The organism is Pseudomonas sp. NFACC42-2, assembly GCF_900116055.1.
In the GTDB taxonomy this organism is placed as follows: domain Bacteria; phylum Pseudomonadota; class Gammaproteobacteria; order Pseudomonadales; family Pseudomonadaceae; genus Aquipseudomonas; species Aquipseudomonas marginalis.
The window spans coordinates 39,854-66,246 of record NZ_FOZO01000011.1 but is presented as its reverse complement, the minus strand read 5'-3'; the positions used below and the strand labels follow the sequence as shown (position 1 = coordinate 66,246).

Genomic DNA, 26,393 nt, shown 5'->3' with positions numbered 1-26,393 from the left:
GACAGCTGAGTCGGGCCCAGTGCCCGGCTTGGCGAGGACACGATCATGAGTAACAAAAACATCTGGTATCTGCCTGGCCCATTCCACCAGTACCAGGAAGACGTAAAGGCCCTGGCCAAAGCAAGCGGCCTGCGCATCGTAGACGCAAGCGTTACCGAAAGCCGCGAAGATGCTGCCGATGACGTGCCTGATGTGACGGTCAAGGAAGTGCCGAAGGTGCTGCTGATCGATGGTGGCAGCTCTAGCGTCAATATCGATGCTTTCCGTGCCGAACTCGAATCTGTCGGCCTGATCGTCGAGTCATTCGCCGGTCAAGAACTGGTGCGCCCGGATGGCGAACTTGGTCCCGTCGCTGATCGCCTGTTCCAGGTGTTCGAAGCGGTAAACGCCGGTGTGGAAAGCCTCATTCGCGAGCGTGACGGTGAAGTCGAGAAGGTGAAAGCTCTTCAACTGCAGGTGGACGACCTCCACCAGCAGGCCGAAAGATCCGCTCAGGTGGATGCCGAGGCGAAGGAAATCGCCGACCTGAAGGCCAAGCTTGATGACGCGAAGGTGCCTTACCGGGCGAACGCCTCGAAAGAATCCTTGGAAAAGCTCGTAGCTGACCTGTCCAAGGCCTGATAATGCTGGCTGCCGGTGACGCGGCCGCCATTCTCAAACCATTCCAGCGAGTTGACGCATGACACTCATCATCGAGGACGGCACCGGCAAGCCTGACGCCGAAAGCTATGCGAGCGCCGAGGACCTGGCCCTGTATGCCGTGAAGTTCGGCACGGTCATTCCCGTGGGTGTTCCCGAGCAGGAAGCGCTGCTGCGCCGGGCTGCCTTGGCGATGGACGGCAAGACCTGGAAAGGCCGCAAGATGAGCAGCGAGCAGGCGTTGGCCTGGCCGCGCCGGGGTGTTGAGCTGGACTGCCAGATCAAGCCAGACAACTACCTGCCGGCGCGGATCCAGTACGGGCAGATGGCCCTGGCCGCCGAAATTCATCAGGACGACATTGACCCGGTGGAGAAGCGCAAGGGCGCCGTGCTGCTGGATCGTGTTGAGGGCGCGGTGACGCGGCAATATGCGGCTATCCCGTCTACCAGCAACCGCCTGCTGCCGGCGGCGCCGGATCGACCGAGCGCCACACAATTTGCTGACTATTTGCAGAAGCGCGGTTTATTCGCTGTAAGGGCTTAATCACCTGTGCTGCAATACAAAGAGATCAAGTTCCTCTTCAAACTCGTCTTTGATTGCTTGGTTGCCTTGCCCGAAAGCAATAGCTGCTCTTTTCAGCTTCTGAATCGGTATGGGCTCGAACTTATCAGTTAGGTGCTCGGCAAGGTCCTGGTACACATCCTTAAGTCCGACACGCTTGAATGCATTCTTAAGAGCATCCCTCGCTTCAAACTTGAGAAAATAATCCTTCCCCGTGCCTGAGGTTTTCTCGTCTATTTTTTCTGCGAGGAGGCGTAGTTTTTCACTGATTTCTGGGTAACTCATAATTCTTCCTTGAGTATTTGACCATGGGATTTTACGACGAAATGGCCGTGATGGCTCTGGAGATGATCACAGAGTTCGGCCAGCCCGTGACCATCAGTAAAACGGAGCAGGGCGAGTACGACCCAGAGACTGGCGGCGAGTCGCCGGGCGCGACCGTCGAGCAAACCGCCCAAGGCATCCTGCTCGACTTCACCGGCCAAGAATTCCAGAACAACAGCCTCATCAAACAGGGCGACAAGAAGCTCAAGATCGCCGCGCAGGGATTGGCGTGGGTGCCTGGCCTGCTCGACAAAGTGGTTGCTCAGGGTCGTACCTGGTCAATCGTGCCGCCGCTGAAAGAGGTCAACCCTGCCGGTACGCCGATCCTGTATGAGTTGCAGGTGCGGTCGTGAGCCGGGCAGGCGCCGGACAGTCCGGCAGTTTTGCGCTCAGCCTGGCCGAGTTCGCCGCTCAGACGGGTGAAGCCATTGACGCCAGTGTTCGCGAGATCATCATTGAGGTCGGCAGCAGCCTGATCCGGATGTCTCCCGTGGGGAACCCGGAGATCTGGGCGCAGAACGCTGTTGCAACCCAGTACAACAAGGCTGTCGACGACCACAACAGCGCGCTGCGCAGCGATCCGGCCAATCTAACGAAGGGCGGCAGGCTGAAGAAAGGCCGCAAGCTCAACGACGGTATGGACGTCAAGGCGCCTGAAGGCTACGTCGGCGGTCGGTTCCGCGCGAACTGGCATATCTCGCTGGGCGTTGTCGAGAGCGTCACCTTCGACGAGGTAGACCCAAGCGGCGCTGAAACTACCGCTGCGCTGGTCGCCGCTATGAGCGATTTCACCGCCGGCCAGATGGCCTACATCATCAACAATTTGCCCTATGCGATCCCGCTGGAGTTCGGACACTCAACTCAGGCCCCTGGCGGCATGGTTCGGGTAACCGTGGCACGGTTCCAGCAGATCGTGCTGGAGGCCATCAGGAACAATCAGGTATGAGTCACGCAATCATCGCCTCGATCTACGAGGCCAAGCTCATCGCCTGGAGCGCTGCCAGGTCGGAAAAGCTCAAGATCGTTTTCGAAAACACGGCCTACGCCCCAGCGGAGGGCGAGACCTACCTGCGTGCATTTACGATCCCAGGCGATACCGCGAGCAACACGCTCGGCGGCGATCACCGACTGTATACCGGAGTGTTTCAGGTAAGCATCATCGCGCCGGCGGGAACCGGGAAGATCAAGACCAACCCAATTGCCGCCGAGATCATCGCGCTATTCCCACTCTATGTGCGCGACGTGAAGAACGGTTTCGTCGTAACTCCGATGACTCCGGTGGATGTTGGTCCAGGCATTACTGGCGACTCAACCTACACCGTCCCGCTGTCTTTCTCATACCGGTCCGACACCACGCCATAACCCGCCCGTTGGGCACATCCTGAACCCGCCAAGTGCGGGTTTTGTCATTTCTGCAAAGAGGAAAACCCATGTCTGTTTATTTCCCCAACGGGGCAACACTTTCTATTTCCAGCGGGTTCGCCGCCGCCAAGTTGATTTCCGCAATCAGCAACGCAAACCCGGGTGTAGCTACCAGCGCCGCGAATGGTTTTGCCAATGGCGATATTCTGCTGATCACCTCCGGCTGGGAGGACATCAACGAGCGCGCCGTGCGTGTATCCAACGCTGCCGCCGGCGCATTTACGCTGGAAGGCATCGACACATCCAATGTTGCTTTCTTCCCGGACGGCATCAGCGGCGGTACTGCCAAGAAAGTTACCGGCTGGGTAGCCGTCAACCAGGTGATCGGCAACTCCATGTCCGGTGGCGAGCAGCAGTACTGGACTTATGCGCCGCTCGAGGCTCGTCGCGACAAGCAGATCCCAACCACCAAAAACGCACAGGCTTTCGCCTTCCAGTTGGCTGACGATGACAGCCTGGCCTGGTACGAAGAGCTCGATAAGGCTGACCGCGAGAAGGAAGTCCGCATCCTGCGTATGTCGCTGCCCAACGGCAAAACGATCTACTACGCTGGCTACGCATCGTTCAACAAGACGCCGACTCTGGTGCGTAACGAAGGCGCTGCTGTCTCCTTCGGGTTCACCATCAACGCGGAAATCACTGCGTATCGCGCGCCTGTTGCTGCAGGCGGCGGAGCTTAATCATGGCGAAATTCAAGATTGCCCAGGCGCCGACGTTTCTGGGCGCGGTGATGATCCCCGTCGTTGGCCAGGAGCCAGTGAAGGTTGAATTCACGTTCAAGTATCGAAACCGTATCGAATTGGCAGCCCTGTTCGATGAGTGGAATCAGCGGCGCAAGGACGGCCAAGAGCGCTTTGGTGAAAATCCAACGGTATCGGAAATTATTGCCGTGGATACCGAAAACCAGATGCAGCAAATCAAGGATCTGGTCGTAGGCTGGGAGTTCGACGACAAGTTCGATGACGAGAGCATCAAGGCCTTGGTGACTTCGTGTCATGGGACGACCGAGGCCGTCGTGGATGCGTACCAGGCAGCTTTCGCCAAGGCTCGCACGGGAAACTGATCCGCGCCGCCCGCGCCCTGTATGAGTCCCCGCCGGATGCCGAGCAGATCGCGGCTTTCGGCTGGGACGCAGAGGACATGGAAGAAGAGTTCGAGGTTTGGCCGTGCCTTTGGTCTGCCTTCCTCCTATTCAACCGGATGTCCACCCAGTGGCGAGCAGGCGCCGGCGGCGCGATCGGTCTCGACTACAGCTGCATCCGCGATGTGGCCGGCTTCCTGGGCATCAAGAGAAAGAAACTCGCTGAAATCTTCCCAGACCTCCAGGTGCTGGAAGGCGAGGCCCTGCGCGTCATGGCGGAGGAGAGGGAAAACAGCCCGTAACCGCGGGCACTTATTCAAGGTGAGTCGATGAACATTGCAGAGCTCGGCGTCAAGATCGACTCGGCCGATGCAATCCAGGCGAAAACGAGTCTGGATGAAATGGCGAAGGCCGGCGGCCGGGCCGAGCAGTCCGCCGTTTCGCTGATGAACGAAATGCAGGCGCTGGAAAAGTCGCTGTCCTCCAGCGCCAAAACCACCCAGGACTTGGCAAAGCAGCGTGATGCTCTCGCCAAGCTGACTAAGACCGGCGCCTATGGCGAGGCCGAGGCCGCGAAGATCTCGGCGCAGCTCGACAAGCAGCAAGTGGCCTTGGCCAAGTCCGCTATGGACGAGCAGAAGGCCCTCAACAGCCTGCTAGGGGCTATTGACCCTGCCCGTGCCGCCCTGGCTAAGCTGGACACGCAGGTCGAGCAACTGGGTAAGCATCTCGACGAGGGTCGAATCAGCCAGGACCAGTACAACAGCGCCCTGGCCAAGATCGACAAGGATTACGGAAAGCTCGAAAAGACCACCACCGGTTTCGACAAACTGCGACTCGGCACCCGTCAGGCACAGGAAAACGTTGTACAGCTGGGTAACGCGCTTTCGTCGGGTGACTGGGGGAGTGGTGTTCGTGCCGTGGCTCAGTTGGGTGCCGGCGCTGGCGCAGGTGCTGCGGGCTTGCTCGCCATCCTGGCGCCTCTAGCGCTTGCGACAGCAGCCGTTGGCGGCCTGGCGTATGCCTACCACAAAGGCAGCGAAGAGCAGGATAGCTACAACAAGTCGCTCATCCTTACCGGCAACTATGCAGGTGTTAGCGCTGGGCAGTTGGGCGACATGGCGCGCCAAGTCAGTGCGACCGTTGGCACCACAGGCCAGGCCGCTGCGGTACTGGCAATGCTGGCGGATAACGGCAAGATCGCCGGCGAGAGTTTTGCGGGCATCACCCAGGCCGCCGTTTCGATGCAGGAGGCGACCGGTAAAGCCGTCAGCGAGACGGTCGCCGAGTTCGTGAAGCTTGCCGACGACCCAGTTAAGGCTTCGGCTGCCCTGAATGAGCAGTATCACTATCTGACGGCTTCGGTGTTCTCGCAGATCGCCGCGCTGGAAGAGCAGCGCGACCATGCTGGCGCCGTAAAGCTTGCGACCGAGTCTTACGCTGACGCGATCAACGAGCGCACGCCGAAGATTTTGGAGAACCTGAGCTTCTGGGAGAAAGGCTACAACGCGGTCGCACGCGCTGCTGACAGCCTCAAGAACATCGGCCGTCCGGACATCGGCGCCGATATCGAACAGGCCCGCCGAGACCTGGCAGGCGCGCAGTCCGGCGACGTTGGTCTGTTCCAAAACAAGCAGGAGATGATTGATCTCTATCAAAACCGCTTGAATATGCTTGAGGACCAGAAGGCGGCACAGGCTGAAATTGCAAAGCTTGAAGGCGATCAGGCAAAGGCCCAACAAGCCGCCATCACCTCTATGCAAAAGGTTGACGCTCTCACCAAGTCCTCGTGGACGAATGAGCAGAAACGCGCCGATGCACTCAAGGACTACAAGAAACAACTCGACGATATTCGCAAGGTAGCGCCGAATGATCCGCGCCTGGCCCAGGCTACGGTCGATAAAAACATCGCCAACATCAACGACAAGTTCAAGGACCCGAAAGCCGCTGGTACCCAGGTCGATCTGACCGGCTTCAACAACGCCAAGAACAACCTGGCGGCGATCACCGACACCTACAAAAACTACCAGAAGGAGCTGGAAGCGGCGCAGAAAGCCGGCCTGCTGTCCGAGGAAGACTACCTTCTACGTCGTCAGGCCTTGATCGGTAACGAGCTCGACCAGACGACGGCAGCCTACGAGGCCGAAATTGCAGCGCTTGAGGCCGCCAAGGGCAAGAAGTCCACGTCGGCTGCGCAAAGCATCCAGTTGGATCAGAAGATCGCCGACGCGCGGGCAGGGATGGTCAAGGCGCAGAAGGATGCCGACAGCCAACTTGAAGTGCTCGCTACCAACGAAACCGGGCGCCTGGCAAAGCAGGAGCGGGCGATCAGCACGTACGTGCAGGCGCTGGGGCAGCAACAGCGGGCTTTGGAACTGGCGGGCCAGCGCGCTGTGATCGGCGTAGGGCAGGGCGACCGCCAGAACGCGCTCAGCGGCGAACTGAACAGCCAGCAGGACCGGTTTGCTCAGCAGTCGCTGGAGCTCGCCAACCAGAAGTCTGATCCGTCGCGCAACATGTCGGAGGAAGAGTTTAAACGGAAGTCGCAGGCGCTCGCAGACGCGAACAAGGCCGCCACCGACCAGATCCGGCAAAATTATGCGGATGTGGAGAATGCCCAGGGCGACTGGACGAAGGGTGCGACAGCTGCCTGGGACAACTACCTGGATTCGGCACGCAATATTGCCGGCCAGACAAAGAGCCTGTTCGGCAACGCCTTTGGGTCCATGGAAGACTCGATCACCAACTTCGTTTTGACTGGTAAGGCGTCCTTCGGCGACTTCACCAAGTCGATCTTGGCCGACATGGCACGTATCGCTACCCGCCAGGCCAGTTCGGCTTTGCTGGGTAGCCTGGTTGGCGCCGCAGCGAGCTACTTAGGTGGTAGCGCTGCTGGCGGTGGCAATGGCATGGCTGCCGGGTCTGCCGGCGCCACGTCGTCTAACCTCGGGGCATCATCTGCCGGATACTCCAGCACCTACTTCCCGCAAGCCAAGGGCGGCGCGTGGTCGAGCGGTGTGCAGATGTTCGCCGACGGCGGTGCGTTCACGAACTCCATCGTCAGCAAGCCCACGGCGTTCGGAATGGCCAACGGCAAGACCGGCGTCATGGGCGAAGCTGGTGAAGAGGCGATCATGCCATTGACCCGGACATCCAGCGGCAAGCTCGGCGTCATGGCCATGGGCGGCGGTGGTGCCGGTGCCACGCAGATCAATGTCGAGGTGCACATCGATGGCGAGGGCAACGCCTCGTCCTCGGCTGACGCTCCCGGCTATGACCTGTTCGGCAAGGAGCTTGCGACGTTCGTAGAGCAGAAGTATCAGGAGCTGCGGAGCAGGGACATGCGCCAGGGCGGCGTCATCAACAACGCAATTAAGGGGCGATGATGGCTATCGAACGATTCACCTGGGCGACGGAGAAAGGCGCGGAGGGAGATATTGCCCAGCGCGTTCGCTCCAAGAAGTTCGGAGATGGATACGAGCAGTCAGTCGAGGATGGGATCAACAACCGGTCGCAATCCTGGCCGGTGACTTTCACTGGCTTGAAGGGGCGCATCAAGGACATTATGGCCTTCCTCGACCGGCACAAAGGGGTGAAGGGCTTCCTCTGGGAGCCGCCCCTGGGTGAGCTTGGCCTCTACAAGTGCAACGGTTACAAGCCAGTCCACCGTGGCGGCCAGGTCTACGCCATCACTGCGACTTTCCAGCAAACCTTTCATCCCTGAGATAACTGCCCATGGCACTGATCACGGACATCCAGAAACTGGAGCCCGGCGGCGAAATTCGCCTGTTTGAAATTGACGGGACGGAATACGGCGCCGATTACCTTCGCTTCCATGGTCACGCTATCCCGCACACGCCAGAGGAATTGCTGGCCTATGAGGGCTCGGAAGAAGATCTGCCCGCCAAGTCGATTATCTGGCAGGGCCAGGAGTACGCGGCGTGGCCGGTGCAGATTGAGGGTATTTCCTCGAGCAGTGACGGCACCGCCTCTCGGCCTACTTTCGCCGCCGGCAACGTGAATGGACGAGTTACAGCTTTGTGCCTGGCTTTCGAGGACATGCTCAAGTTCAAGCTGACGGTCCGTGAGACGCTGGCCCAGTACCTGGACGCGGCGAACTACCCTGACGGTAACCCAACTGCCGACCCAACCCAGGAAGCGCTGGAGATCTGGTACATCGACCAGAAAACCAGCGAGGACGGTGAAGCGGTGGTCTGGGAGCTGTCCTCCCCGGGCGAGATCGATAACCACGGGCTTCCCGGGCGCCAGATGACAACCTTCTGCCACTGGGCCATGACCAATGGGTATAGGGGGCCGGATTGTGGCTACACCGGCGCGGCCATGTTCGACGACGAGGACAACCCCACGGATGACCCAGCACTGGACCAGTGCAAGGGGTGCCTGTCGTCCTGCAAGCTGCGCTTCGGCGAGAACAACGAACTCTCCTTCGGTGGATTCCCCGCCGTGTCCCTCATAGCCCGGAGCTGATTATGCGTAAGCACATCATCTCGGCCATACAGGCGCACGCGGCGGCGGAATATCCGCGCGAGTGCTGCGGTCTGTTGTTGGCCATCGGGCGCAAGCAGAAGTATTTCCCGTGCCGGAACATCGCCACGGAGCCGGACCAAGAGTTCCGGCTCGATCCCGAGGACTACGCTGCGGCGGAAGACCTGGGCGAAGTTATCGGCATCGTTCACTCACACCCGGACGCCACCAGCAGGCCGTCACCGCATGACCTGGCCATGTGCGAGGCCACGGCGTTGCCCTGGCACATTCTGTCGTGGCCCGAGGGCGACATGCGCACGATCACTCCAACGGGCAGCACGCCGCTGCTCAAGCGACCGTTCGTGCATGGGGCCTGGGACTGCTGGCAGGTCTGCGCTGACTGGTATCAACGTGAGTGGGGCCTTGAGTTCGAAGCATTCCAGCGCACCGATGGTTGGTGGGAGAGTGCGGAGAACACCAGCCTGTACGAGGCGAACTACGAGGCTGCCGGTTTCGTGCGTGTCGACCGCCCACAGCGCGGCGACATGATCGTTATGCAGGTTGGCCGGACGGCCCACCCGAACCACGCAGGCATATACCTTGGCAACGATCCTTCGCTACCTGGCGAGGAGCCTGGAGCGTTCGGCCCTGGTCCGTTCCTGCTGCACCACCTGTACGGGAGGCCTTCTGAAATCATCGTATACGGCGGCCCATGGCATGACCGAAGCCGGCTGATCTTGAGGCAAAAAGGCAAAAGTTCGGGGGCTGTGACCCCAAATGAATTTAAGCGTCGTTCGGTTTCATCGCCGCACACCTTCTGACTTGTGTTGCAAGAGCAGCTAAAATTGCGCTGCTATCGGGTGTGTTAGAATTTTTTGTTTGCTTCGTATAGGTGTCGGCAATAGCGTTATCAAGATATGCATATGCTTGTATCGTAAGCTTCGATACGAGCTTCGATGCGGCGGACTGAACCACATAGTTGCTATCCTGTGAATTAATTACCGAGTCACCGAGCTCCTTATATAGAGATTTCGCCTCATTGCAGTATTGTGTGCGAACTTCGAGGGTTTTCGTTTGTAAGAAGGTATTCTGCTCACGAGTGGATTTTACGTTTTCCAGGGCAATTAAGTTATCTTGTTTGAGCTTTTCCACTGACAGCATGTGCTCTTGCTTCGTGTTTTCTAAGTCCGTATTGGACTTGTTGTTTGAATAGGTGGAGTAGCCGGTAGCTAGGGAAGTGGCGACTACAGATACGATTGCGACCCAGTTGGAACTGCTCATTTCTATTCTGCATCCATGGATTAAAAAAGGGGCGAATTTTAGCGAATGGCTATGCTGAGCGCACCTGTCAAGACCGATTCTTTGCATGTCGAATTCTTGTTGCCGAGTCTCAGTGCTACAGTTCCGCCAAACCAAAGAGGGAACGACATGCGGATTTTGATAGCGGCTGTGGCGGTGGCGATGCTGGCGGGGTGCGCCTCATCGGCGATCTCAGTGCGGGATGCGAAGCCGGTACCGTCCGATGAGGTCTATGCCTTCCAGACTAAACCGTCTGGCGAGAGCGGAAAAATCACCGTGGTACGCGACTCGGGCGCTGTCGGCTCTGGCTGCGACATTGTTGTTTATGTCGACGGCCGCATGGCTGCAAAAATCGGTACTGGTCAGCGGGCTACATTCTACCTTCCGCCGGGATCGCCCAATCTGGGCGCCGGTCTAGCAGGCTCTGGCTTGTGCGCAGGCGCTGCAATTCGAACCATCGCAGCGACGGTTCAGCCTGGCAAGGAAAGCCTGTACCGCATCAGCGGCGACATGGCCGGGTTCTACATTGGGCCCTATGTCGATTACAACTGAACCAAGAAAGCCATGAAGCCGCCTCCGGGCGGTTTTTTATTGTCCGGAGAAAGTGATGCAGGCATCAGCGATCAACTATCAACCCATGACAACGATTCGTCTGCACGGGCAGTTACGTCAGTTCGGGAAGTCGTTCAGGCTCGCGGTGAAATCGCCGGCGGAGGCGATCAAAGCACTATGCGTGCAGATCCCTGGGTTCGAGCGGTTTCTTTCGAATGCCAAGTCTCGAGGCCTTGAATTCGCGGTGTTTCGCGATAAGCGCAATATCGGGGAGAAGGAGCTGAGCTACAACGGTTCCGGAGACATCCGCATTGCGCCCGTGGTCGTAGGCAGCAAGCGCGGCGGCATCCTTCAAACCATCGTCGGTGCGATCTTGATTGTTGTGGGTGTTATTTTCTCTGCAACGCCTTTCGGTACTCCGCTCATAGGAGCGGGCATTGGTCTTGTCGCCGGCGGTGTTATCCAGATGCTGAGCCCTCAAGCCAGCGGACTTAAAACCAGTGCCGCCCCCGAGAACACCCCCGGCTACGCCTTCGGCAGCGCCAAGAACACAACGGCCTCCGGCAATCCTGTCTCGCTTTGCGCTGGCCGCCGGCGATGGGGTGGCGCAATTATTAGCGCTGCCATCTATGCCGAAGATCAGTTGTAGTCTATATTCTGACGCTCTGAATAGCGCTAAGAAATGGAGTTTTTATGGCGACGTTAGGTGTGGTAATTAAACTTGATGACGAAAAAAATCTTTCAAAAGTTTTTGAAGGGTTTGGTTTTCAGTATTTTGATGAGGAGTTTCTAGAGCACCATCCCTCTAAGTTTAAGTACGTTGCTTTTGTTGTTGGTAATTCGATTCGAGCAGTTGCAAAAATCGATGAGATTACAATTAGCACTGAAGATCCGAGCTTTGCAGGGTTTCGATTTTCTGAAATTGTTAAGAAGAGCTACATCAGCACAGTCCCAGTGCCAGGGACTAAGTGGCTTAACGAATATAACAAGCAAGATTTAGAAGATCTTTTTAATGGGCGGGATAACGTTTTAGCTCGGCCGGAGCCTCTTAAAGAATCAATAGATATGAAAGCTGTTATTTCTCAGCTGGCGGATGCGTATGGTGTTGCGACACGAAATATACAGATAACAATAACTGGTTGAATCTTTCAAATAAAACCGCCCCCGGGCGGTTTTTTTACGTCTGGAGAAAAGCATGGGCGCAGCACGCAAGATCGATGTCTATGGCGCCAAGGGCGGTTCCGAGAAGCCTAAAACCCCAACCGAGGCACCAGACAGCCTGCGCTCCGTCGCAATTGCGAAAATGCTTATTGCTGTGGGTGAGGGCGAGTTTGATGGTGCTCCTACCGCCAAGGACATCTTTCTCGACAACACACCGCTGCAAGACCCGCAGGGGAACATGAACTTCCCGAACGTGAAGTGGGAGTGGCGCAGCGGGGCTGTGGACCAGTCCTATATCCAGGGCATCCCATCGGTCGAGAACGAAACAACCATCAGCACCGAGCTGCGCAGCGGCACGCCGTGGGTTCGAGCGATCACCAATACCCAGCTCTCAGCTGTACGTGTGCGCTTTGCCTGGCCTGCGCTCCAATCGGTGGATTCCGGCGGCAACATCAACGGTTACACGATCGGGTATAAGATCGAGTTGGCAACGGATGGTGGAACTTACCAGGAGGTTTTGAACGAGGCAGTATCCGGCAAGACCACCAGCTTGTACGAGCGAACCCGGCGAATCAATCTGCCGCGCGCGACAACCGGGTGGCTGTTGCGCATCACTCGACTGACTGCAAACCAGAACAACAATAAAATTTCCGACACCATGCAGATTGCCGGCTTCACTGAGGTGATCGACGCCAAGATCCGGTATCCGAACACCGCGCTGCTTTACATCGAGTTTTCTGCGGAACAGTTCCGCAGCATCCCAGCAGTGACGATCGAGTGCGATGGTCGGAAATGGCAGGTGCCGAGCAACTACGACACCAGGTCGCGCACCTACACGGGCGTCTGGGACGGAACGTTCAAAGAGGCCTGGACCGACAACCCTGTTTGGCACACCTACGGCATCACCACGAACGACCGTTTCGGCCTGGGCCGTCGCATCAAGCCGTGGATGGTGGACAAATGGGAGCTGTACCGCATCTCGCAGTACTGCGACCAACTGGTGCCGGACGGTAAGGGCAGCATGGAGCCGCGCTTCATCTGTAACCTGAACCTTCAGAGCAAGGCTGACGCCTGGTCTCTGCTGCGTGACATCTCGACGATCTACCGGGGCATGACCTACTGGGCGCAGGGCCAGGTGTTCACACTCGCGGATATGCCGCGTGCTACCGACTTCGACTTCGCCTACACCCGGGCGAACGTCATTGACGGCAAGTTCACCTACTCCAGCGCATCGGAACGCACCCGTTACAGCCGCGCGCTGATCAGCTACGACAACCCGCTGAACAACTACGACACCGATGTCACCCCGGTGACCGATCCGAAGCTGCAGCGGCGCTACGGCGATAACCCGCTGGAGATCAGCGCCATCGGCTGCACCCGTGAATCCGAAGCCCAGCGCCGGGGCAAGTGGGCGCTGCTCACGAACTCCAAGGACCGGGCCGTTACCTTCAAGGTTGGGTTGGACGGGCGTATTCCGTTGCCTGGCTACGTAATCCCGATCGCCGACGAACTGCTGGCCGGTCGGCCCGTGGGCGGGCGCATCTCGGCGGTGAACGGCAAGGTCATCACCCTGGACCGCGACACCCAGGCCAAACCCGGTGACCGGCTGATCCTCAACCTGCCAGATGGCAAGTGCGAGGGCCGCACCGTGCAACTGGTCAGCGGTCGGCAGGTCACCGTAACCGTGGCTTACTCTGTTGCGCCAGAGCGCGAACTGGTGTGGGCGCTGGATGCTGACGACCTGGCCATCCCGCTTTATCGCGTGGTCAGCGTGGCGCGGCCAGAGCCAGGCGTGTTTGAAATCTCGGCTGTGCAGTACGACCCGAGCAAGTTCGATCACATCGACACCGGCGCCCGGCTGGAGGAGCGCCCAATCAGCGTTGTGCCAATTACCGTGGTACCGGCGCCGGCGAGCGTCGACATTACGTCGAACTACTCCGTTGACCAAGGTCTGGCCATCAGTACCATGAACATCTCGTGGCCCGCTGTGGCTGGTGCGGTTGCGTATGACGTAGAGTGGCGCAAGGACAGCGGCAACTGGATCAAGCTGCAGCGCACGGGCGCGACGAGCGTCGATGTCACCGGCATTTACTCGGGCGCCTATCTTGCCCGGGTTCGCTCGGTAAGCGCCTTCGAGATATCTTCGATCTGGAAGAGCTCCAACCTGACCAATCTGGAAGGGAAGGTCGGCTTGCCGCCGGCGGTGGCATTCCTGTCTACCACCAGCGAATTGTTCGGCATCGGCATTCGCTGGGGCTTTCCTGCTGGCGCCGAGGACACCCAGCGCACCGAGCTGTGGTACGGACAGGCCAATGACCTGTCCGTAGCATCGAAACTGGCAGACCTGGCCTACCCCCAGGCGGATTACAGCATGCAGGCCCTACAGGCAGGCGCGCAGTTCTTCTTCTGGGCGCGCCTGGTGGACCGGACCGGCAACGTCGGTCCGTTCTATCCGGTCGGCAACGGTGTGATGGGCATGGCGAGCTCCAACGCTGACCCGGTTCTGGATTTGATTGCCGGCCAGGTTGGTCGTACGGAGCTTGGCCAGGACATCGTCGACGAAATCGACAAGATCCCAGGCTTGCAGGCGCAAATCGATGCGCTCGATGGGCTATCGGCCTACGACCCTGAGTCGGTTTACCTCGAGGGCGACCTGGTGGTTGTCGGAAAGCGGATCTACCAGGCTACGCAATTGGTACCCGTGGATACCTCGCCGCCAAACGCCGCGTACTGGGTGGACGTGGGCCAGGTGTTGGTCACCGCCAACGGGCTGGCGCGCCAGGTAGAGCTCAACACCACCAGCATCACTGAGTTGGACGGTGTGGTCACTGCCCAGGCATCGAGCCTTCAGTCCTTGCAGTCAGCCTATCGGGATGACACCGGCGAAGGCGACCTGGCGGATGCGCTCCAGGGGTACAACGCCTCGGCGAGTTTCGCTCAGGAAGTGAAGACGCGCGCGTCGCAGAACGCGGCCATGGTGCAGCGCCAGACCGAACTCACCGCTTCGGTGGGTGATGTTGCGGGCACCGTGACCGAGCTCGAAAGCGTTGTGGCCACCGATCGCGAAGCAACCGCCCAAGCTATCCAGCAGATCGGTGTGGAGATCGGCGAAACCTCGGCGGCCGTTCAGACGGTCAGTCAGGCACAGGCCGATACAGACGGCAAGCTGTCCACCATGTGGTCCGTGAAGATGCAGCTCAATCAAAACGGGCAGTACGTGTATGCAGGTGTCGGTCTCGGAATCGAGAACGTTGAAGGGGTTCTGCAAAGCCAGTTTCTGGTCAGCGCTGATCGTTTCGCAATCGTCAACACCATTGCTGGCGGTGCCGTCAGCGTTCCTTTCGCCGTACAGGATGGCCAAGTGTTCATGAACTCGGCCTTCATCCAGGACGGTAGCATCACCATGCTCAAGATCGGGCAGGCGCTGCAATCTGACAACTACGTCGCCGGTGTTCAGGGGTGGCGCCTTGATAAGGCCGGCAACCTGGAGTTCAACGGACCTGCACCTGGTGGTGGACGCCTGACCATGACTAACCGCGCGATCAAGGTCTACGACGAAAACGGAGTTAAGCGCGTACAGCTTGGAGATCTGACGGCATGAGTTTCGGAATGAGGATATGGGGCGCCAATGGCGCCCTTGAGTTAGATGAAACATCATTTACAGTTAGAGTTGAATATTCAGCTGTGGTTCAAAGTGGAAATGGTCAGAGAACAATGACTATATCTTTGCCAGGGGTTAGTCCGTCAACACACTCGGCTGTATGTATCCCTATTACAAATTATGGAACAGATGCTCAGGATATTAGAAATATACAATATATACCAATTGTTGGTTCTGGGGTTGTAACTGTATTTTGGGGGCAGCCTAATACAAATGGTCCGATGGGCGTTCTAACACCTCAGCGACTTTTGGTTATGAGGTATAGATAATGTCTTTCGGTCTAACATTTGTTAACGATAGTAATGTAATTACATTGGATTCTGAATTTTCAAGATTAGTCATAATTGCAAAAGGCACATATAGCGGTTCCGGAGGTGCCAGTGTAGGGTTTCCGTCTACAGTAACATCTCCTGAGCCACCTCTTGTTTTTGTAAGGCCTAATCAGTCTAACACTCTTTGTTTTTGTAAGATAACTGGGAGTCCTGGTGCATGGACTGGTTTTTCTTTTACTGGCATTGTTGGTGTTGGCACTTCTGGGATTTGGTTTAGTGCAGCATTTCAATCTAAGCCAGTTGCTAATTATGGTCTTAGGCTTTGGGACTCTAGTTCTAAGATATTATTTGATAATGGGACTCCCGCTGCGCAGTTCACAAGAACTATCACAAGCTGGACTTATTTAGGTTCCGAGCAGACAAGTCAAGGTGTTTACAGGCTCAGTTGGACAGCGGCATCACCTTTAAATACAGGGGATTACATGCTCCTTAATAATATCGCCATGGACGTTGCCGGCAGCACTTCTAGGCAGGGTAATCAATATGCAGTCTGGGACTATGTAAATAACAGGCTGGTTATGCAAGTGATCGGTGTTGATGTACAAACCACTTTATACACGCCAGTTGTCTGGGCCAAACCAATTTCCTAGAGGTATCACATGACCTGGTACAAAACAGGAACTGTCGCTGTTACGCAGGGCAGTAATGCTGTGATCGGCACCGGCACATCGTTCATTGCGAACTCACGTGTAGGTGATGGCTTTCGCGGCCCCGATGGCGGGTGGTACGAAATCACCAATATTGCGAGCGACACTGCGATGGCGATCTCGCCGCCTTACGGAGATTCTTCGGCGTACTCAATCGCGCCCTTACAGGGGTATCTGAAGGATTCCGCTGACGCTTTACGCACAGCAACTAAAACCATTGCCGGCGGCGTTGCTGACATGCAGGAGCAGGTGGCGACCGCGACCGAGGCGGCTGAATCTGCCGGGCAATCCAAGACAGTTGCCACGGAACAAGCCGGTATCGCGACAGCCGCCGCAAATGCGTCCGCGGGGAACAAAGAGGCCGCGCAACTGGCTGCGCAGCAGAGCGAATCTTCCGCCGTGGAATCGGGCGCCGCCGCCGATCGTGCCGAGACCGCTAAGAACTCAATCATTCAGTCGGAACAGGCCGCCGCCGCATCGGCAGCAGCTGCAGCGGAATCCGCCGAACAAGCCGAAGAGGTAACGCTTGGCAAGGCTGCAAGTGGTGCGAACAGCGACATTACGTCGCTCAGCGGTTTGACGACCCCGCTTTCTATCGAGCAGGGAGGTAACGGTGGCGGCGCTGGCGTTCAGAAATCGTCTGCCAATGTGGCTCTTAACAATGGCCGATATACGACGCCTGGCACATGGACTGGCTCTGTTTATCCTGGCGCAGACGGCCGTAACCAAGGCTACTTGGTTCATGATAACTGGACGTCTGACTATGCTCGCCAAACGTGGACGTCTTTGGATTCATCGATTACCACTCAGCAGCGATTCAAGACCAATGGGGCATGGGGCGCCTGGAAGGCGACAACCGCAGCGCCGGCATGGGGAGTAATTGGCGGAACACTTTCTGCTCAAACAGATTTGCAGGCCACCCTGGATTTAAAGCAGAACGCCTCAAGCGCCGCCCTTATACCGGTCAGCGCAAACTTTATGCCGTTTAACCGAGACAGTGTCGCCGCCGTACTTCCCGCGGGCGGAACCTATGCGTGGTGGATACATCAGGCTAACAACCAGACGGGGGCATTGATCGGGGCTTCCTCTGCTGGAGTATCTGCTGGCGGAACTACAATCAAGGCAGCTACGGCGGGCCAGTACATTTTCGGATTTTACTGGAGAATATCTTGATGCAATTTTATTACCTTGAAGACGGCTCGACTGTAGGCGAGTTAAATGGGCAGCCATACAACTTTCATCCTTTGGTAACGCCTGAGCAGTGGCTGTGGTTTCAGGATCAGCTTGATCAAGGTTTGCTGGAGGAGATTCCGAGACCTCCAGACCCAGAGCCAACTCCCATGGACCCCGCTGTGTTGGAAAACGCCTGGCGTGAATCCGAAATGCCTAAGGCTCAACAAAACGTGACTGCCATCGAGTATGGCGAGGAAGACATCCCCGGCACCGCTCAGCAGTGGCAGAGGTATTGGCTTGCACTTCGCAAGTGGACCGAAACAAATCCCGACTTCCCCGATAGCAGCAAGCGTCCTGTAGCGCCGAGCTGATCACCATCAGTACACCGACACCCGCCATGAGCGGGTTTATTTTTGCCTGGAGAAAGTCATGCCGATCACTGAGCAGCAGTTGCTGCAGATCCTCCCGAACGCCGGCCGCCAAGCCGGCGTTTTTGTTCCTGCACTGAACGCTGCTATGGGCAAGTACGGGATCGTGACCAAGCTGCGTATCGCGGCATTCATCGCCCAGGTCGGGCACGAGTCGGGCCAACTTCGCTACGTGCGCGAGATATGGGGCCCCACCGCGCAACAGGCCGGGTACGAGGGGCGCGCCGACCTGGGCAACACGGAGCCGGGTGATGGCTCCAAGTACCGTGGCCGGGGCCTTATCCAGATCACTGGCCGGGCGAACCATGCCGCGTGCGGGGAAGCGCTGGGCGTAGACCTCATCAACAACCCTGAACTGTTGGAGCAGCCGCAGTACGCCGCGATGTCGGCGGCCTGGTTCTGGTCGACCAAGGGCCTGAACACGCTTGCGGACCAGGGCGACTTCGCGAAGATCACTCGCCGTATCAATGGCGGGCTCACCGGCCAAGCCGATCGGCAGGCGCTGTACTACAGGGCGCTGAAGGTGCTGGTATGAGTGAAATAAAAACAATCTCCCGCGTCCTGGGCCAGGCGGAAGACGACTCGCTGTGGTTCTTCTGCAATGGTTGCGATCTCCCGCATAGCCTGAACGTTGGAACTGGCCCTGGCCCGCGGTGGGGCTACAACGGAAACGCCGAGGCCCTGACGTTCACGCCTTCTGTACTGTCCCGCTATGGGATGCATGGAAAGGATGTTGTCTGCCACTCATTCGTCACCGATGGACGAATCCAGTACCTGGGCGACTGCACGCATGCACTGGCTGGTCAAACTGTCGATATGCCGAATTGGGAGGAGTCATGGGCGAATTGGTAACGCAGTACAAGGTCGCGCTGATCCTATTTTCGTGCCTGCTGCTGATCGGCATTGGTGCTGGCAGCGCCTGGCAGGTGCAGGACTGGCGGATGGGCAAGCAGCTAGCCGAGCAGGCGGCCCAGTTCCAAACGGACCTGGGAGCCATCAGCAATGCCGCCTCTGCCCATGCCCGCGCGGAGCAAGACAAACGGCTGACCTTAGAGCAGAAGCTCGCTGGCCAAGACCAACAACACATCAAGGAATTATCCGATGCCCAGCGCAACCAGGCTCGCCTGCGTGACCAGCTTGCTACTGCTGATGTCCGGCTGTCAGTCCTCCTTGCCGAGGATCCAGCCAGTGCCTGCAACGTGCCTTCCGCCACCGGCGCCGTCGGCGTGGTTCATGCAGCCCGTCGAGCCCAACTTGACCCAGCGCATGCTCAACGAATTATCGCAATCACCGACTCCGGTGACCAAGGATTGATCGCTCTGCGGGCATGCCAGGCTTACGTTAGGGCCATTACTAGATGATGGCAGAGTCGTCATCCTGCTCGCTACAAAGCTGATACCTAAATGGAATTGATTTCCGTTATCTCTGAGTGTGAGAATTGTAAATAAACATCATTTGCATTCTTGCTTTTCGGAGTTTCAACCATTCATGCGCAAAATGTCCTCCTTGCCCACGTCAGCCCTCACTTTGATCGCCTTGGGTATTTTTAACAGTGCCTTTGCGGATGACAGCACTCTGAATCTGCCTCCCACGAACATCAGCGCTACGGCTGAAGATCAGGAACGTGCGCCGTCGGGTTATCAGGCCAAACCCGACAGCAGCACCACGCGGTTGAACCTCACGGCCCAGGAAACCCCGCAAGGCGTGACCAGTATCAAGCGTGAGCAAATGGACGATTTCAAACTCAACAGTGTCCGCGATGTGCTGGACAGCACGCCGGGTGTGAACGTCCAGAAAGTAGAAACCGACCGAACCTACTTCACGGCCCGGGGCTTCGATATCACCAATTTCCAGTATGACGGCGTAGGCATGCAGATGACCGGCGGGCTGCTTGTCGGCGATGTCGACATGGCTACCTACGAGCAGGTGGATATCCTGCATGGAGCCAATGGCCTGATGACAGGCAGCGGCAACCCCTCGGCAACGGTCAACTTCGTGCGCAAGCGTCCGACTTACGAGACTCAGGCCAAGATTGATCTGAGCGCTGGTTCTTGGGACAAGCGCCGGGTGGATATCGACTTGTCGGGCCCGTTGACCGAAAGGGGAAATGTTCGCGGGCGATTGATTTATGCCAACGAGGTGGGTAACTCCTACTTGGATCGTTACTCCAGGGAAAAGAACATTTTCAGCGGCATGCTGGCATTCGACCTGACCGACAGCGATATCTTGACCGTTGGTTACGAAGACCAGAAAAGCAATGCCAACGGCGCCAGTTGGGGCGCGTTGCCGCTGACCGACGCCAGTGGCAAGTCGCTGCATTACAGCAGCTCCAGCGCCACATCGCCCAGCCTTGGGTGTATTGGGATGTTCACACCACTCGCGCTTTTGCGGAGTGGGAGCACAGTTTCGCCAACGATTGGAAGTCGCGCCTGACCCTCACCGCCATGGAGCACCGGGAAGACACCCAGATGTTCTATATCTACGCTGACAGCACGTCTTCCACTGGCTACACCGGCCTGGCATCCAAGTACAAGGACAAGAACCGTGAACTGGACGGTGATCTGTCTTTCAGCGGCCCCTTTTCCCTGGGTGGACGTGAACATCAGTTGACGGTGGGCGCCAACGTGGCCCGCTCGCGAAACAACGAATCCTCGCTATACGACACATCGTCGTACTACACCTCGGTATCGTTGCAGGATGCGCTCAGTGGCTCCATTGCCAAGCCCACTACTTACGATATCGCCAACGCTGCCGATACCTCCAGCTATACCGACCGGCAGAAGAGTGTGTATGCCGGGGCGCGCTTCAGCCTCACCGACGATCTCCACTTTATCACCGGGGGGCGCATGCTCAGTGCTGACAGCGATGGCGAAAACTACGGTTCAGGCCGGAATGTGCGCGTCCACGGCAAGGTTACGCCTTATGCTGGCCTGGTCTACGATCTGACGCCGCAGTACTCGCTGTATGCCAGCTATACCGAGATATTCAATCCGCAGTACTACCTAGACCCTCAGGGCAAGGTGCTCGACCCGCTGGAGGGCAAGAGCTACGAGGCCGGGATTAAAGGCCATCTGCTGGACAACAAGCTGGACGTCTCGGCCGCTGTGTTCCATACCAAGCAGGACAATGTCGCCACATACTCCGGATACGACGCCAGCCTAGGTGGTTACTTGTATGAGGGCATGTCCTACAAGAGCAACGGTATAGAACTGGAAGCCTCTGGTGAGCTGGCTCCGGGCCTGCAAGTCAGTGGCGGTTACACCTACGTGTACATCACGGATGCGGATAACGACCGTGGACGCAAATTCATCCCGCGCCATGCCTTGACCTCCTCCATGAGCTACAAACTGCCGATGGCACCGAAGGTCAAGGTCGGCGGCACGGTTAAATGGCAAAGCGAGATCCAGAACGACGATACGCCAGCCGCGAACCAGAGTGGTTACGCACTAGTGGGCCTGATGGCGCACTATGATATCGACCCACACTGGAGCACCCAGTTCAACCTCGACAACCTTACCAACCAGAAGTACCTGCAAGCTGTGCGGTATGGCCAGAGCAACTATGGCGACCCGCGTAACTTCACGGCGTCTGTCAGTTGGAAGTTCTAAGGTAGGATCGAAAAACGCACATCAAGCCGCGCCCTGTCGCGGCTTTTTGTTGGGCGTCAATCGCGGCCGTGGTGGGGCAAGCCCCAGCAGAATCAATTGCGCCTCGGCGTCGCTCAATGGGTAGTTGTACGTGTCTTCATCGATGTTCATGGTAGCGTGCTCAAATGCTGTATGTGCACACAGCAATCGAGGTTTGCCGATTGTGCGATTTGAGGCGACGAGCTGTAGGATTTACTCCGGCGCCATGAGCACTGCCAGGGTCAGTTTTATAAACTCTTCATTCTCGTCGATGGTGTGCAGAGCGCCCCGGATATTCTCGGCTACATCCGCGGAGCCGCGCTGCTCAACCCAGTTCGATAACTCCATGATGGATGCTTCGAGAGCAAGCTGATTTTCATAGAGCTTGGAGAGTAGGGAAGGGAGTAGGTCTGTATTCGGCATGTCTGTTTCCTCCTTGGAGTGAACAGCTTAGCAGGGGTCTTAATCTTGGATTTGATTTAGGTCGGCAGGACGCCGCGAGAGGGGTTATGCAGTTTCGGCATGAGCTGAAATTTGCCCGTTGGGACCAGTCTTGGGACCAACGGGTGCATTTCGGTGCTTTATTGCTGATTACCTATGACGACTTGGCTCAGTAAACACTGATCAACAGTAATCATCAGAATGCGTTTCATACCGCATGGTGATGTTAGCTGTGGAGATCAATTACTTTACCTATCAATGGGTTGCGAGCGTGGCGGCAGGAGCCTTCAGGCATGCATCAACAGCGACATCAAGGCGCGAAACCCGGTCGCTGAGCAAAAAATGGGGGATGTGTGTTGGAATTTGGCGCGCATTGTCGCATATGTCAGGCGACAGTTGTATGGCGGCCGACGAGGGATGTTCAGCGCATTGAATGTGGCAAGCCATTCTCGACGAGGCCGCGCTCAGTAAGTTGTTGCGATTGCCTGCGCGAGCTGCATGTCGGTCATGGGACGCGTGTGAGGGGCCGAGCGGTAGTGCAGAGATGCCTGCTCAAACTGAGCGCCGCGAATTTCGCCCTCGGAGCCAATGAATGCAAGGGCATCATCCTTCGCTTTTTTCATTACTGAGGGCGAGTAGACCGTAAATGCCGTGGTCCCGCCGAGGACAAAGGTCGGGAACAGGGTGGTGGCGCTCAGCGCTCTCTCGACCGGGTTCTCCACATACCATGCCATAGCGTTGGTGCTGATCGATGCCATGAGGGCGATTGCCAGCGTCTTCCAGGAATTCATTCTTCGATGCTTCCATTGCGGTCGAAGGACGCACGATAACAGAGTCGGCTGAGCGCCAGAAACCCGGCCCGTCAGCAATTAAACACAGGCGCATAACGCTCTTCGCGTTTCTTGAAGTGAATCGGGGCCATAGGGACTTTTTCACCGTTGACGAATATGTCCGGGAAGGTGAGCGTGAAATCATCCATGTCGCCTTGGCCCAATGCTGTCCCTTTGAACTCGCTGTGGAATGTTTTCCTGGGGTCGAAACCGGTTTTGAGTTGTTCAATGGTGACAGGATAGCTTTGCCCATTCGCCAGGGTGACCGTGACAACGGGCGACGCTGCACTGACCCAAAGCGCCGGGTCGGCCTGTTTGACGGCTGCTGTGCTATTGGATGAGTAGAGCCGTCCGAACAGGCGCAGTTCAGCAGAGGTTGAGCGCTGGTTACCCGGCCAGCTGGATGTGCCGGGTGGCGCAACATAGACCAGCACATGAACCCAGTTGAGTGCTTCTGACAGCGGGGCATAGCTCATCGCCGCTTTCGGGCCGGGGCAGGTGCGCGAAAGCAGGGCGTTGCTGCCCACCGTCGACTCCGGATGCAGATAGGGCCCCGTGCTGCATCCTGCGAGCAGAAGCAGTAGCGGATACAGGATGTATTTCTTCATAGGGGCAACTCCATTTGCTGTTTGGGTTCGGCGCACAGTGTCGCTTATATCATGCGGCAGATGCGTGGGGGGCCAAGATGGGCTTCGCCAGCGTCTCCGGCATCGCCAGCCATAACAGCGCCAACGCGACGCCCGCCACCCCGGCCAGGGTGAGGAAGGCCGCATTGTAGCCCGCCTGCTGCACCACAAAACCGGCCAGGCTGCTGCTCAAGGCCGCGCCCAGCCCAAATACGGTGGACAGCGCCCCCAGGCTGACGTTGAAACGCCCGGTGCCCTGGGTCAGGTCCTTGACGATCACCGGGAACAGCGCACCGAAGATCCCTGCGCCGATACCGTCGAGCATCTGCACGGCCACCAGCCAGTAGGGATCGCTGGACAGGGTATAGAGCACGCCACGCAGCGGCAGGATCATGAAGCCGAACAGCAACAGCGGCTTGCGCCCCCACACGTCGGCCTTGCTGCCCACCAGCCAGGCCATCGGCACCATCACCAATTGTGCGGCGACAATACAGGCCGAGGTCAGTGGCGTGGCCATCTGCAGGTTGATCTGCGAGAGCTTCTGGCTGACCAGTGGCAGCATCGCCGCATTGGCCAGGTGGAAGAGGGCGCAGCAGACGGCAAACAGCAATAACGGCCGGTTGGCCAGCAAGACCGCAATGCCGGACGGCTGCTCATGGTCGCTGTGGTGGGCGGGATCGAAGCCCCGGGCTACCTCGTGGTCGATGGCCTTGGCCGAGACGCAACTGACCGCGACGACGCTGGCCACCGCCATAAAGGCCATCAGGTAGAACACCACCACGGGTCCGAACAGGTACGCCAGGCCACCGGCCAACAACGCCGCCACAGCGTTGCCGGCATGGTTGAAGGTTTCGTTGCGCCCAGTGCGCCGGGTGAACGCACGTGGCCCGGTAATGCCCAGGGAAATCGCGGAAATCGCCGGCGCGAACACCGAGGCAGCGATGGCACTGGCCGCCTGGGTCAAGGCAACCAGGCTGAATGAACTGACGAAGGGCAGCAGCAGGCAACTGCCGGTCACCAGCAGGGCGGCAACGGCAATCACAGCGCGTTTGCTGCGTGTGCGGTCGATCAGGGCACCCGCCGGGCCCTGGGTGATCAGCGCGGCGATACCTGCCAGGGTCATGACTACGCCGATACTGGCCGGATCCCACTTGTGCACCGCCAGCAGATAGATGGCCAGGTACGGGCCGAGGCCGTCGCGCACATCCGCCAGGAAAAAATTCAGGCTGTCCAGGGACAGGGTATTACGCAGGTCGGCGTGTTTGGCCACGATCAGGACTTCGCAGGGGGCGTTCAAAGGCTGAACACTCATTGCGCTAGTGACCTGCGCGCAGTTCATTTAGTTTCGCCTGCTGCTGGGGTTTTAATCTGCGGGCTTGTGGCTTATTTTCTTTGCCTCGCCGTATGACTTATCTGGAGACGCAATGGACATGCCCTCAGCTCAACAGGCGATTGCCTGCAACAAGGACGCCTGGGATCAATCCGCGGACCTGCACAAAACCACCGAGACCTGGAGCGCCCTGCTTAACGGGGTCCGCGACCCTGGGTTTTCGTGCCTGGACCCCACCCTTACCGGGCTGTTGCAAGACATCGGCGTTGCCGGCAAAGAGGTGCTGCAGGTGTGCTGCAATAACGGCCGCGAAAGCCTGTCACTGTTCGGCCTGGGCGCGCGTTCGGTGGTCGGTGTGGACCAATCCCGGGCGTTCCTGCAGCAGGCCCGTGAGCTTGCCGACGTTTCGCCCCACAACCCGGAATTCATCGAAAGCGATATCCACCAGTTGCCATCACGCTTGCACGAGCGCTTCGACATCGCCTTGGTGACCATCGGCGTGCTGGGCTGGATGCCGGATGTGGCGCTGTTCATGCGCCATGTCGCGAGGACCTTGAAACCCGGTGGCACGCTGGTGATGTATGAAACCCACCCGTTTCTGGAAATGTTCGACCCGCGTGCGCCAGACCCACTGTTGCCGGCCAGTTCGTACTTCCAGCGTGAGCCTTTTGTGCTGCAGGAGTCGATTGTCTATGAGGGGCAGGGCGAAGTGGCGGGGCCGACCTCCTATTGGTATGTGCACACCCTGGGGGATGTGGTGAGCGCGGCGATTGCTGCGCAATTGCAGATCGACCATCTGCAGGAATATGCCCACTCCAATCGCGAAGAACTTTACGACCAGTACGAGCACCAGCCTGCCCAGTTGCCCCTGTGCTTCACGCTGGCCGCCACAAAGCGTCCCGCCTGAGCCGATTGGCGCCAGGCAAAAAAGCCCGCGCACTGGCAGGCCAAGGGATTTACTGGAGTAGGTAGGCTTCACCCTATAGGGCTGAAAGTGAAGGCTTTGTGAAAATGCTGTCGCGCGTTCGGATGGCGCACGGCATCAAGCGCGGCGCACGAAAGTGCGCATGGTTTGGCCTGGGCCGGTACTGAACACGATGGGCCTGGGCATACCTTCATCCGCAGCAATGAACACAAATGAATCCCCCTCGAGGCGATAACTGGCGGGCAAGTGCTTACCGGCGTCATCGCCCAGGGCGTCCACCCAGGTAATGCTTTTGGGAGCCGTGCTGCTGTCCAGGAAAAACCGGCCCGCCAACAACACCTCGCCACTGACGGTCTTCACTTCGAAGCGGTCGCCGCTGATGGTGGTTAAAGCACCCGGAGCGCTGTGGGCATCGATGGGATTGAGTACGCCACTGTCTTCGAGTGAGGTTTGCTCCCAGGCGCCTTGAAGGGCTTGAATATCTGGGTCTGAAATGGATGACATACAAATTCCTTTTTATTGTAGGGTTGTTTGCCGGTCGTTCCGGACGGTGCGGCGTTTTTTATCATCTGATTTGAGAATATATGTAGGAATTGTCCTGTTTTTTAGGGTTTTTTTAATTTTTCCTTTAATAACAGGTGATTAACGTTACTTTGTCTGCCCGTCGGGTAACGTCTCGCAACAGACCGTCTATGCTCCTGGTGTTTGTCAGAGAAGACACCCGTGTAACTGAAATGAAACCTCTGGCTGCTTAGGTGTGAAGATTCATTCAATTGGGTGGTTGACGTTGCCGCCCTGTTTATTCAGTTGTTATTAAGGTCTGTGTTTTTGGGCGCTGGATTTCAATTC

At 57.7% G+C, this 26,393-nt stretch carries 33 protein-coding genes; 25 read left to right on the top strand and 8 right to left on the bottom strand.

Annotation, left to right across the window (positions count from 1 at the left end):
- Positions 1-45: 45 nt before the first annotated feature.
- Positions 46-621 carry a hypothetical protein gene (locus BM416_RS19655; RefSeq protein ID WP_092489139.1) on the top strand — a complete coding sequence of 192 codons (576 nt, stop codon included), beginning with the start codon at positions 46-48 and terminating at the stop codon, positions 619-621.
- 58 nt (positions 622-679) lie between these two features.
- The gene (locus BM416_RS19650) at positions 680-1,183 is read left to right on the top strand and encodes a DnaT-like ssDNA-binding protein (protein ID WP_092489138.1); all 504 of its coding nucleotides are present in this window, start codon (positions 680-682) and stop codon (positions 1,181-1,183) included.
- Here the strand turns inward: BM416_RS19650 and BM416_RS19645 are convergent, their stop codons facing one another.
- Entirely contained in the window at positions 1,184-1,486 is a 303-nt protein-coding gene (locus BM416_RS19645; protein WP_092489137.1) for a hypothetical protein, read from the bottom strand.
- A gap of 23 nt (positions 1,487-1,509) precedes the next feature.
- Between BM416_RS19645 and BM416_RS19640 the strand changes: the two genes are divergently transcribed.
- The 10 genes from BM416_RS19640 (at position 1,510) to BM416_RS19595 (ending at position 9,334) form a co-directional block, all read left to right on the top strand.
- On the top strand, positions 1,510-1,878 hold the full coding sequence (locus BM416_RS19640; protein ID WP_092489136.1) for a hypothetical protein: 369 nt from the start codon (positions 1,510-1,512) through the stop codon (positions 1,876-1,878).
- On the top strand, positions 1,875-2,471 hold the full coding sequence (locus BM416_RS19635; RefSeq protein WP_092489135.1) for a hypothetical protein: 597 nt from the start codon (positions 1,875-1,877) through the stop codon (positions 2,469-2,471). The genes BM416_RS19640 and BM416_RS19635 overlap by 4 nt, the downstream gene beginning before the upstream one ends.
- Entirely contained in the window at positions 2,468-2,887 is a 420-nt protein-coding gene (locus BM416_RS19630) for a phage tail terminator-like protein (RefSeq protein WP_092489134.1), read from the top strand. Before BM416_RS19635 ends, BM416_RS19630 begins: the two co-directional genes overlap by 4 nt.
- Positions 2,888-2,955: 68 nt before the next feature.
- Positions 2,956-3,627, top strand: coding sequence for a phage tail protein (locus BM416_RS19625; protein ID WP_056785418.1), 672 nt, complete (start codon positions 2,956-2,958; stop codon positions 3,625-3,627).
- 2 nt (positions 3,628-3,629) lie between these two features.
- A complete protein-coding gene (locus tag BM416_RS19620; RefSeq protein WP_092489133.1) occupies positions 3,630-4,010 on the top strand; it encodes a phage tail assembly chaperone in 381 nt (126 codons plus the stop codon).
- Positions 4,007-4,330, top strand: coding sequence for a DUF1799 domain-containing protein (locus BM416_RS19615; protein ID WP_371856061.1), 324 nt, complete (start codon positions 4,007-4,009; stop codon positions 4,328-4,330). The genes BM416_RS19620 and BM416_RS19615 overlap by 4 nt, the downstream gene beginning before the upstream one ends.
- 27 nt (positions 4,331-4,357) lie before the next feature.
- Positions 4,358-7,414 carry a phage tail tape measure protein gene (locus BM416_RS19610; protein WP_092489131.1) on the top strand — a complete coding sequence of 1,019 codons (3,057 nt, stop codon included), beginning with the start codon at positions 4,358-4,360 and terminating at the stop codon, positions 7,412-7,414.
- Entirely contained in the window at positions 7,414-7,752 is a 339-nt protein-coding gene (locus tag BM416_RS19605; RefSeq protein ID WP_092489130.1) for a phage tail protein, read from the top strand. The genes BM416_RS19610 and BM416_RS19605 overlap by 1 nt, the downstream gene beginning before the upstream one ends.
- Positions 7,753-7,763: 11 nt before the next feature.
- A complete protein-coding gene (locus tag BM416_RS19600) occupies positions 7,764-8,516 on the top strand; it encodes a phage minor tail protein L (protein WP_049712384.1) in 753 nt (250 codons plus the stop codon).
- 2 nt (positions 8,517-8,518) lie between these two features.
- Positions 8,519-9,334, top strand: coding sequence for a C40 family peptidase (locus BM416_RS19595; RefSeq protein ID WP_256577558.1), 816 nt, complete (start codon positions 8,519-8,521; stop codon positions 9,332-9,334).
- Here the strand turns inward: BM416_RS19595 and BM416_RS19590 are convergent.
- Entirely contained in the window at positions 9,297-9,794 is a 498-nt protein-coding gene (locus tag BM416_RS19590) for a hypothetical protein (protein ID WP_092489129.1), read from the bottom strand. The genes BM416_RS19595 and BM416_RS19590 overlap by 38 nt on opposite strands.
- A gap of 147 nt (positions 9,795-9,941) precedes the next feature.
- On the opposite strand from BM416_RS19590, the gene BM416_RS19585 reads away from it, so the two are divergent.
- The 12 genes from BM416_RS19585 to BM416_RS30885 all read left to right on the top strand — a co-directional run bounded on the left by BM416_RS19585 (position 9,942) and on the right by BM416_RS30885 (position 21,374).
- Positions 9,942-10,364 (top strand): hypothetical protein, encoded by a 423-nt coding sequence (locus BM416_RS19585; protein ID WP_092489128.1) that lies wholly within the window; start codon positions 9,942-9,944, stop codon positions 10,362-10,364.
- Between the two features lie 55 nt (positions 10,365-10,419).
- The gene (locus BM416_RS19580; RefSeq protein WP_092489127.1) at positions 10,420-11,013 is read left to right on the top strand and encodes a tail assembly protein; all 594 of its coding nucleotides are present in this window, start codon (positions 10,420-10,422) and stop codon (positions 11,011-11,013) included.
- Positions 11,014-11,057: 44 nt separating this feature from the next.
- Complete coding sequence (locus tag BM416_RS19575; protein WP_092489126.1) at positions 11,058-11,507, top strand: hypothetical protein; 450 nt, start codon at positions 11,058-11,060, stop codon at positions 11,505-11,507.
- Positions 11,508-11,559: 52 nt separating this feature from the next.
- The gene (locus BM416_RS19570) at positions 11,560-15,126 is read left to right on the top strand and encodes a TipJ family phage tail tip protein (protein WP_092489125.1); all 3,567 of its coding nucleotides are present in this window, start codon (positions 11,560-11,562) and stop codon (positions 15,124-15,126) included.
- Between the two features lie 328 nt (positions 15,127-15,454).
- Positions 15,455-16,108, top strand: coding sequence for a hypothetical protein (locus BM416_RS19560; protein WP_092489123.1), 654 nt, complete (start codon positions 15,455-15,457; stop codon positions 16,106-16,108).
- A 9-nt stretch (positions 16,109-16,117) separates the two neighbouring features.
- Positions 16,118-17,338 carry a hypothetical protein gene (locus BM416_RS30900; RefSeq protein ID WP_256577556.1) on the top strand — a complete coding sequence of 407 codons (1,221 nt, stop codon included), beginning with the start codon at positions 16,118-16,120 and terminating at the stop codon, positions 17,336-17,338.
- Complete coding sequence (locus BM416_RS30895) at positions 17,338-17,709, top strand: hypothetical protein (protein ID WP_256577555.1); 372 nt, start codon at positions 17,338-17,340, stop codon at positions 17,707-17,709. The genes BM416_RS30900 and BM416_RS30895 overlap by 1 nt, the downstream gene beginning before the upstream one ends.
- Before the next feature lie 58 nt (positions 17,710-17,767).
- A complete protein-coding gene (locus BM416_RS19545; RefSeq protein ID WP_092489122.1) occupies positions 17,768-18,301 on the top strand; it encodes a glycoside hydrolase family 19 protein in 534 nt (177 codons plus the stop codon).
- A complete protein-coding gene (locus tag BM416_RS19540) occupies positions 18,298-18,618 on the top strand; it encodes a ubiquitination-like system serine protease family protein (RefSeq protein ID WP_092489121.1) in 321 nt (106 codons plus the stop codon). The genes BM416_RS19545 and BM416_RS19540 overlap by 4 nt, the downstream gene beginning before the upstream one ends.
- Positions 18,603-19,127, top strand: a complete 525-nt coding sequence (locus tag BM416_RS19535; RefSeq protein WP_092489120.1) for a lysis system spanin subunit — start codon at positions 18,603-18,605, stop codon at positions 19,125-19,127. Before BM416_RS19540 ends, BM416_RS19535 begins: the two co-directional genes overlap by 16 nt.
- 127 nt (positions 19,128-19,254) lie before the next feature.
- The gene (locus tag BM416_RS30890) at positions 19,255-20,199 is read left to right on the top strand and encodes a TonB-dependent siderophore receptor (protein WP_256577554.1); all 945 of its coding nucleotides are present in this window, start codon (positions 19,255-19,257) and stop codon (positions 20,197-20,199) included.
- On the top strand, positions 20,121-21,374 hold the full coding sequence (locus tag BM416_RS30885; protein ID WP_256577553.1) for a TonB-dependent siderophore receptor: 1,254 nt from the start codon (positions 20,121-20,123) through the stop codon (positions 21,372-21,374). Before BM416_RS30890 ends, BM416_RS30885 begins: the two co-directional genes overlap by 79 nt.
- 21 nt (positions 21,375-21,395) lie before the next feature.
- Here BM416_RS30885 and BM416_RS30880 read toward each other — a convergent pair whose 3' ends face one another.
- The 5 genes from BM416_RS30880 to BM416_RS19510 all read right to left on the bottom strand — a co-directional run bounded on the left by BM416_RS30880 (position 21,396) and on the right by BM416_RS19510 (position 24,559).
- Positions 21,396-21,524: a hypothetical protein gene (locus tag BM416_RS30880; protein ID WP_256577552.1), complete on the bottom strand. Its 129-nt coding sequence runs from the start codon at positions 21,522-21,524 to the stop codon at positions 21,396-21,398.
- A gap of 81 nt (positions 21,525-21,605) precedes the next feature.
- Positions 21,606-21,815, bottom strand: coding sequence for a hypothetical protein (locus BM416_RS19525; RefSeq protein ID WP_017528106.1), 210 nt, complete (start codon positions 21,813-21,815; stop codon positions 21,606-21,608).
- A 482-nt stretch (positions 21,816-22,297) separates the two neighbouring features.
- Positions 22,298-22,624 carry a DUF2388 domain-containing protein gene (locus BM416_RS19520; protein WP_092489119.1) on the bottom strand — a complete coding sequence of 109 codons (327 nt, stop codon included), beginning with the start codon at positions 22,622-22,624 and terminating at the stop codon, positions 22,298-22,300.
- A 71-nt stretch (positions 22,625-22,695) separates the two neighbouring features.
- Positions 22,696-23,271 (bottom strand): hypothetical protein, encoded by a 576-nt coding sequence (locus BM416_RS19515; RefSeq protein ID WP_092489118.1) that lies wholly within the window; start codon positions 23,269-23,271, stop codon positions 22,696-22,698.
- A 49-nt stretch (positions 23,272-23,320) separates the two neighbouring features.
- Positions 23,321-24,559 (bottom strand): MFS transporter, encoded by a 1,239-nt coding sequence (locus BM416_RS19510; RefSeq protein WP_092489236.1) that lies wholly within the window; start codon positions 24,557-24,559, stop codon positions 23,321-23,323.
- Positions 24,560-24,713: 154 nt separating this feature from the next.
- Here BM416_RS19510 and BM416_RS19505 point away from each other — a divergent pair, with 154 nt between their 5' ends.
- Complete coding sequence (locus tag BM416_RS19505; protein ID WP_092489117.1) at positions 24,714-25,526, top strand: class I SAM-dependent methyltransferase; 813 nt, start codon at positions 24,714-24,716, stop codon at positions 25,524-25,526.
- A 135-nt stretch (positions 25,527-25,661) separates the two neighbouring features.
- Here BM416_RS19505 and BM416_RS19500 read toward each other — a convergent pair whose 3' ends face one another.
- Positions 25,662-26,048 (bottom strand): TIGR03067 domain-containing protein, encoded by a 387-nt coding sequence (locus BM416_RS19500; protein WP_092489116.1) that lies wholly within the window; start codon positions 26,046-26,048, stop codon positions 25,662-25,664.
- Positions 26,049-26,393: the final 345 nt, after the last annotated feature.

Bases quoted from the DNA above. Each gene is read 5' to 3' on its own strand.
- BM416_RS19655 (WP_092489139.1), top strand. From the start codon at position 46: ATGAGTAACAAAAACATCTGGTATCTGCCTGGCCCATTCCACCAGTAC.
- BM416_RS19650 (WP_092489138.1), top strand. From the start codon at position 680: ATGACACTCATCATCGAGGACGGCACCGGCAAGCCTGACGCCGAAAGC.
- BM416_RS19645 (WP_092489137.1), bottom strand. From the start codon at position 1,486: ATGAGTTACCCAGAAATCAGTGAAAAACTACGCCTCCTCGCAGAAAAA.
- BM416_RS19640 (WP_092489136.1), top strand. From the start codon at position 1,510: ATGGGATTTTACGACGAAATGGCCGTGATGGCTCTGGAGATGATCACA.
- BM416_RS19630 (WP_092489134.1), top strand. From the start codon at position 2,468: ATGAGTCACGCAATCATCGCCTCGATCTACGAGGCCAAGCTCATCGCC.
- BM416_RS19625 (WP_056785418.1), top strand. From the start codon at position 2,956: ATGTCTGTTTATTTCCCCAACGGGGCAACACTTTCTATTTCCAGCGGG.
- BM416_RS19620 (WP_092489133.1), top strand. From the start codon at position 3,630: ATGGCGAAATTCAAGATTGCCCAGGCGCCGACGTTTCTGGGCGCGGTG.
- BM416_RS19610 (WP_092489131.1), top strand. From the start codon at position 4,358: ATGAACATTGCAGAGCTCGGCGTCAAGATCGACTCGGCCGATGCAATC.
- BM416_RS19605 (WP_092489130.1), top strand. From the start codon at position 7,414: ATGGCTATCGAACGATTCACCTGGGCGACGGAGAAAGGCGCGGAGGGA.
- BM416_RS19600 (WP_049712384.1), top strand. From the start codon at position 7,764: ATGGCACTGATCACGGACATCCAGAAACTGGAGCCCGGCGGCGAAATT.
- BM416_RS19595 (WP_256577558.1), top strand. From the start codon at position 8,519: ATGCGTAAGCACATCATCTCGGCCATACAGGCGCACGCGGCGGCGGAA.
- BM416_RS19590 (WP_092489129.1), bottom strand. From the start codon at position 9,794: ATGAGCAGTTCCAACTGGGTCGCAATCGTATCTGTAGTCGCCACTTCC.
- BM416_RS19585 (WP_092489128.1), top strand. From the start codon at position 9,942: ATGCGGATTTTGATAGCGGCTGTGGCGGTGGCGATGCTGGCGGGGTGC.
- BM416_RS19580 (WP_092489127.1), top strand. From the start codon at position 10,420: ATGCAGGCATCAGCGATCAACTATCAACCCATGACAACGATTCGTCTG.
- BM416_RS19575 (WP_092489126.1), top strand. From the start codon at position 11,058: ATGGCGACGTTAGGTGTGGTAATTAAACTTGATGACGAAAAAAATCTT.
- BM416_RS19570 (WP_092489125.1), top strand. From the start codon at position 11,560: ATGGGCGCAGCACGCAAGATCGATGTCTATGGCGCCAAGGGCGGTTCC.
- BM416_RS19560 (WP_092489123.1), top strand. From the start codon at position 15,455: ATGTCTTTCGGTCTAACATTTGTTAACGATAGTAATGTAATTACATTG.
- BM416_RS30900 (WP_256577556.1), top strand. From the start codon at position 16,118: ATGACCTGGTACAAAACAGGAACTGTCGCTGTTACGCAGGGCAGTAAT.
- BM416_RS30895 (WP_256577555.1), top strand. From the start codon at position 17,338: ATGCAATTTTATTACCTTGAAGACGGCTCGACTGTAGGCGAGTTAAAT.
- BM416_RS19545 (WP_092489122.1), top strand. From the start codon at position 17,768: ATGCCGATCACTGAGCAGCAGTTGCTGCAGATCCTCCCGAACGCCGGC.
- BM416_RS19540 (WP_092489121.1), top strand. From the start codon at position 18,298: ATGAGTGAAATAAAAACAATCTCCCGCGTCCTGGGCCAGGCGGAAGAC.
- BM416_RS19535 (WP_092489120.1), top strand. From the start codon at position 18,603: ATGGGCGAATTGGTAACGCAGTACAAGGTCGCGCTGATCCTATTTTCG.
- BM416_RS30890 (WP_256577554.1), top strand. From the start codon at position 19,255: ATGCGCAAAATGTCCTCCTTGCCCACGTCAGCCCTCACTTTGATCGCC.
- BM416_RS30880 (WP_256577552.1), bottom strand. From the start codon at position 21,524: ATGAACATCGATGAAGACACGTACAACTACCCATTGAGCGACGCCGAG.
- BM416_RS19525 (WP_017528106.1), bottom strand. From the start codon at position 21,815: ATGCCGAATACAGACCTACTCCCTTCCCTACTCTCCAAGCTCTATGAA.
- BM416_RS19520 (WP_092489119.1), bottom strand. From the start codon at position 22,624: ATGAATTCCTGGAAGACGCTGGCAATCGCCCTCATGGCATCGATCAGC.
- BM416_RS19515 (WP_092489118.1), bottom strand. From the start codon at position 23,271: ATGAAGAAATACATCCTGTATCCGCTACTGCTTCTGCTCGCAGGATGC.
- BM416_RS19505 (WP_092489117.1), top strand. From the start codon at position 24,714: ATGGACATGCCCTCAGCTCAACAGGCGATTGCCTGCAACAAGGACGCC.
- BM416_RS19500 (WP_092489116.1), bottom strand. From the start codon at position 26,048: ATGTCATCCATTTCAGACCCAGATATTCAAGCCCTTCAAGGCGCCTGG.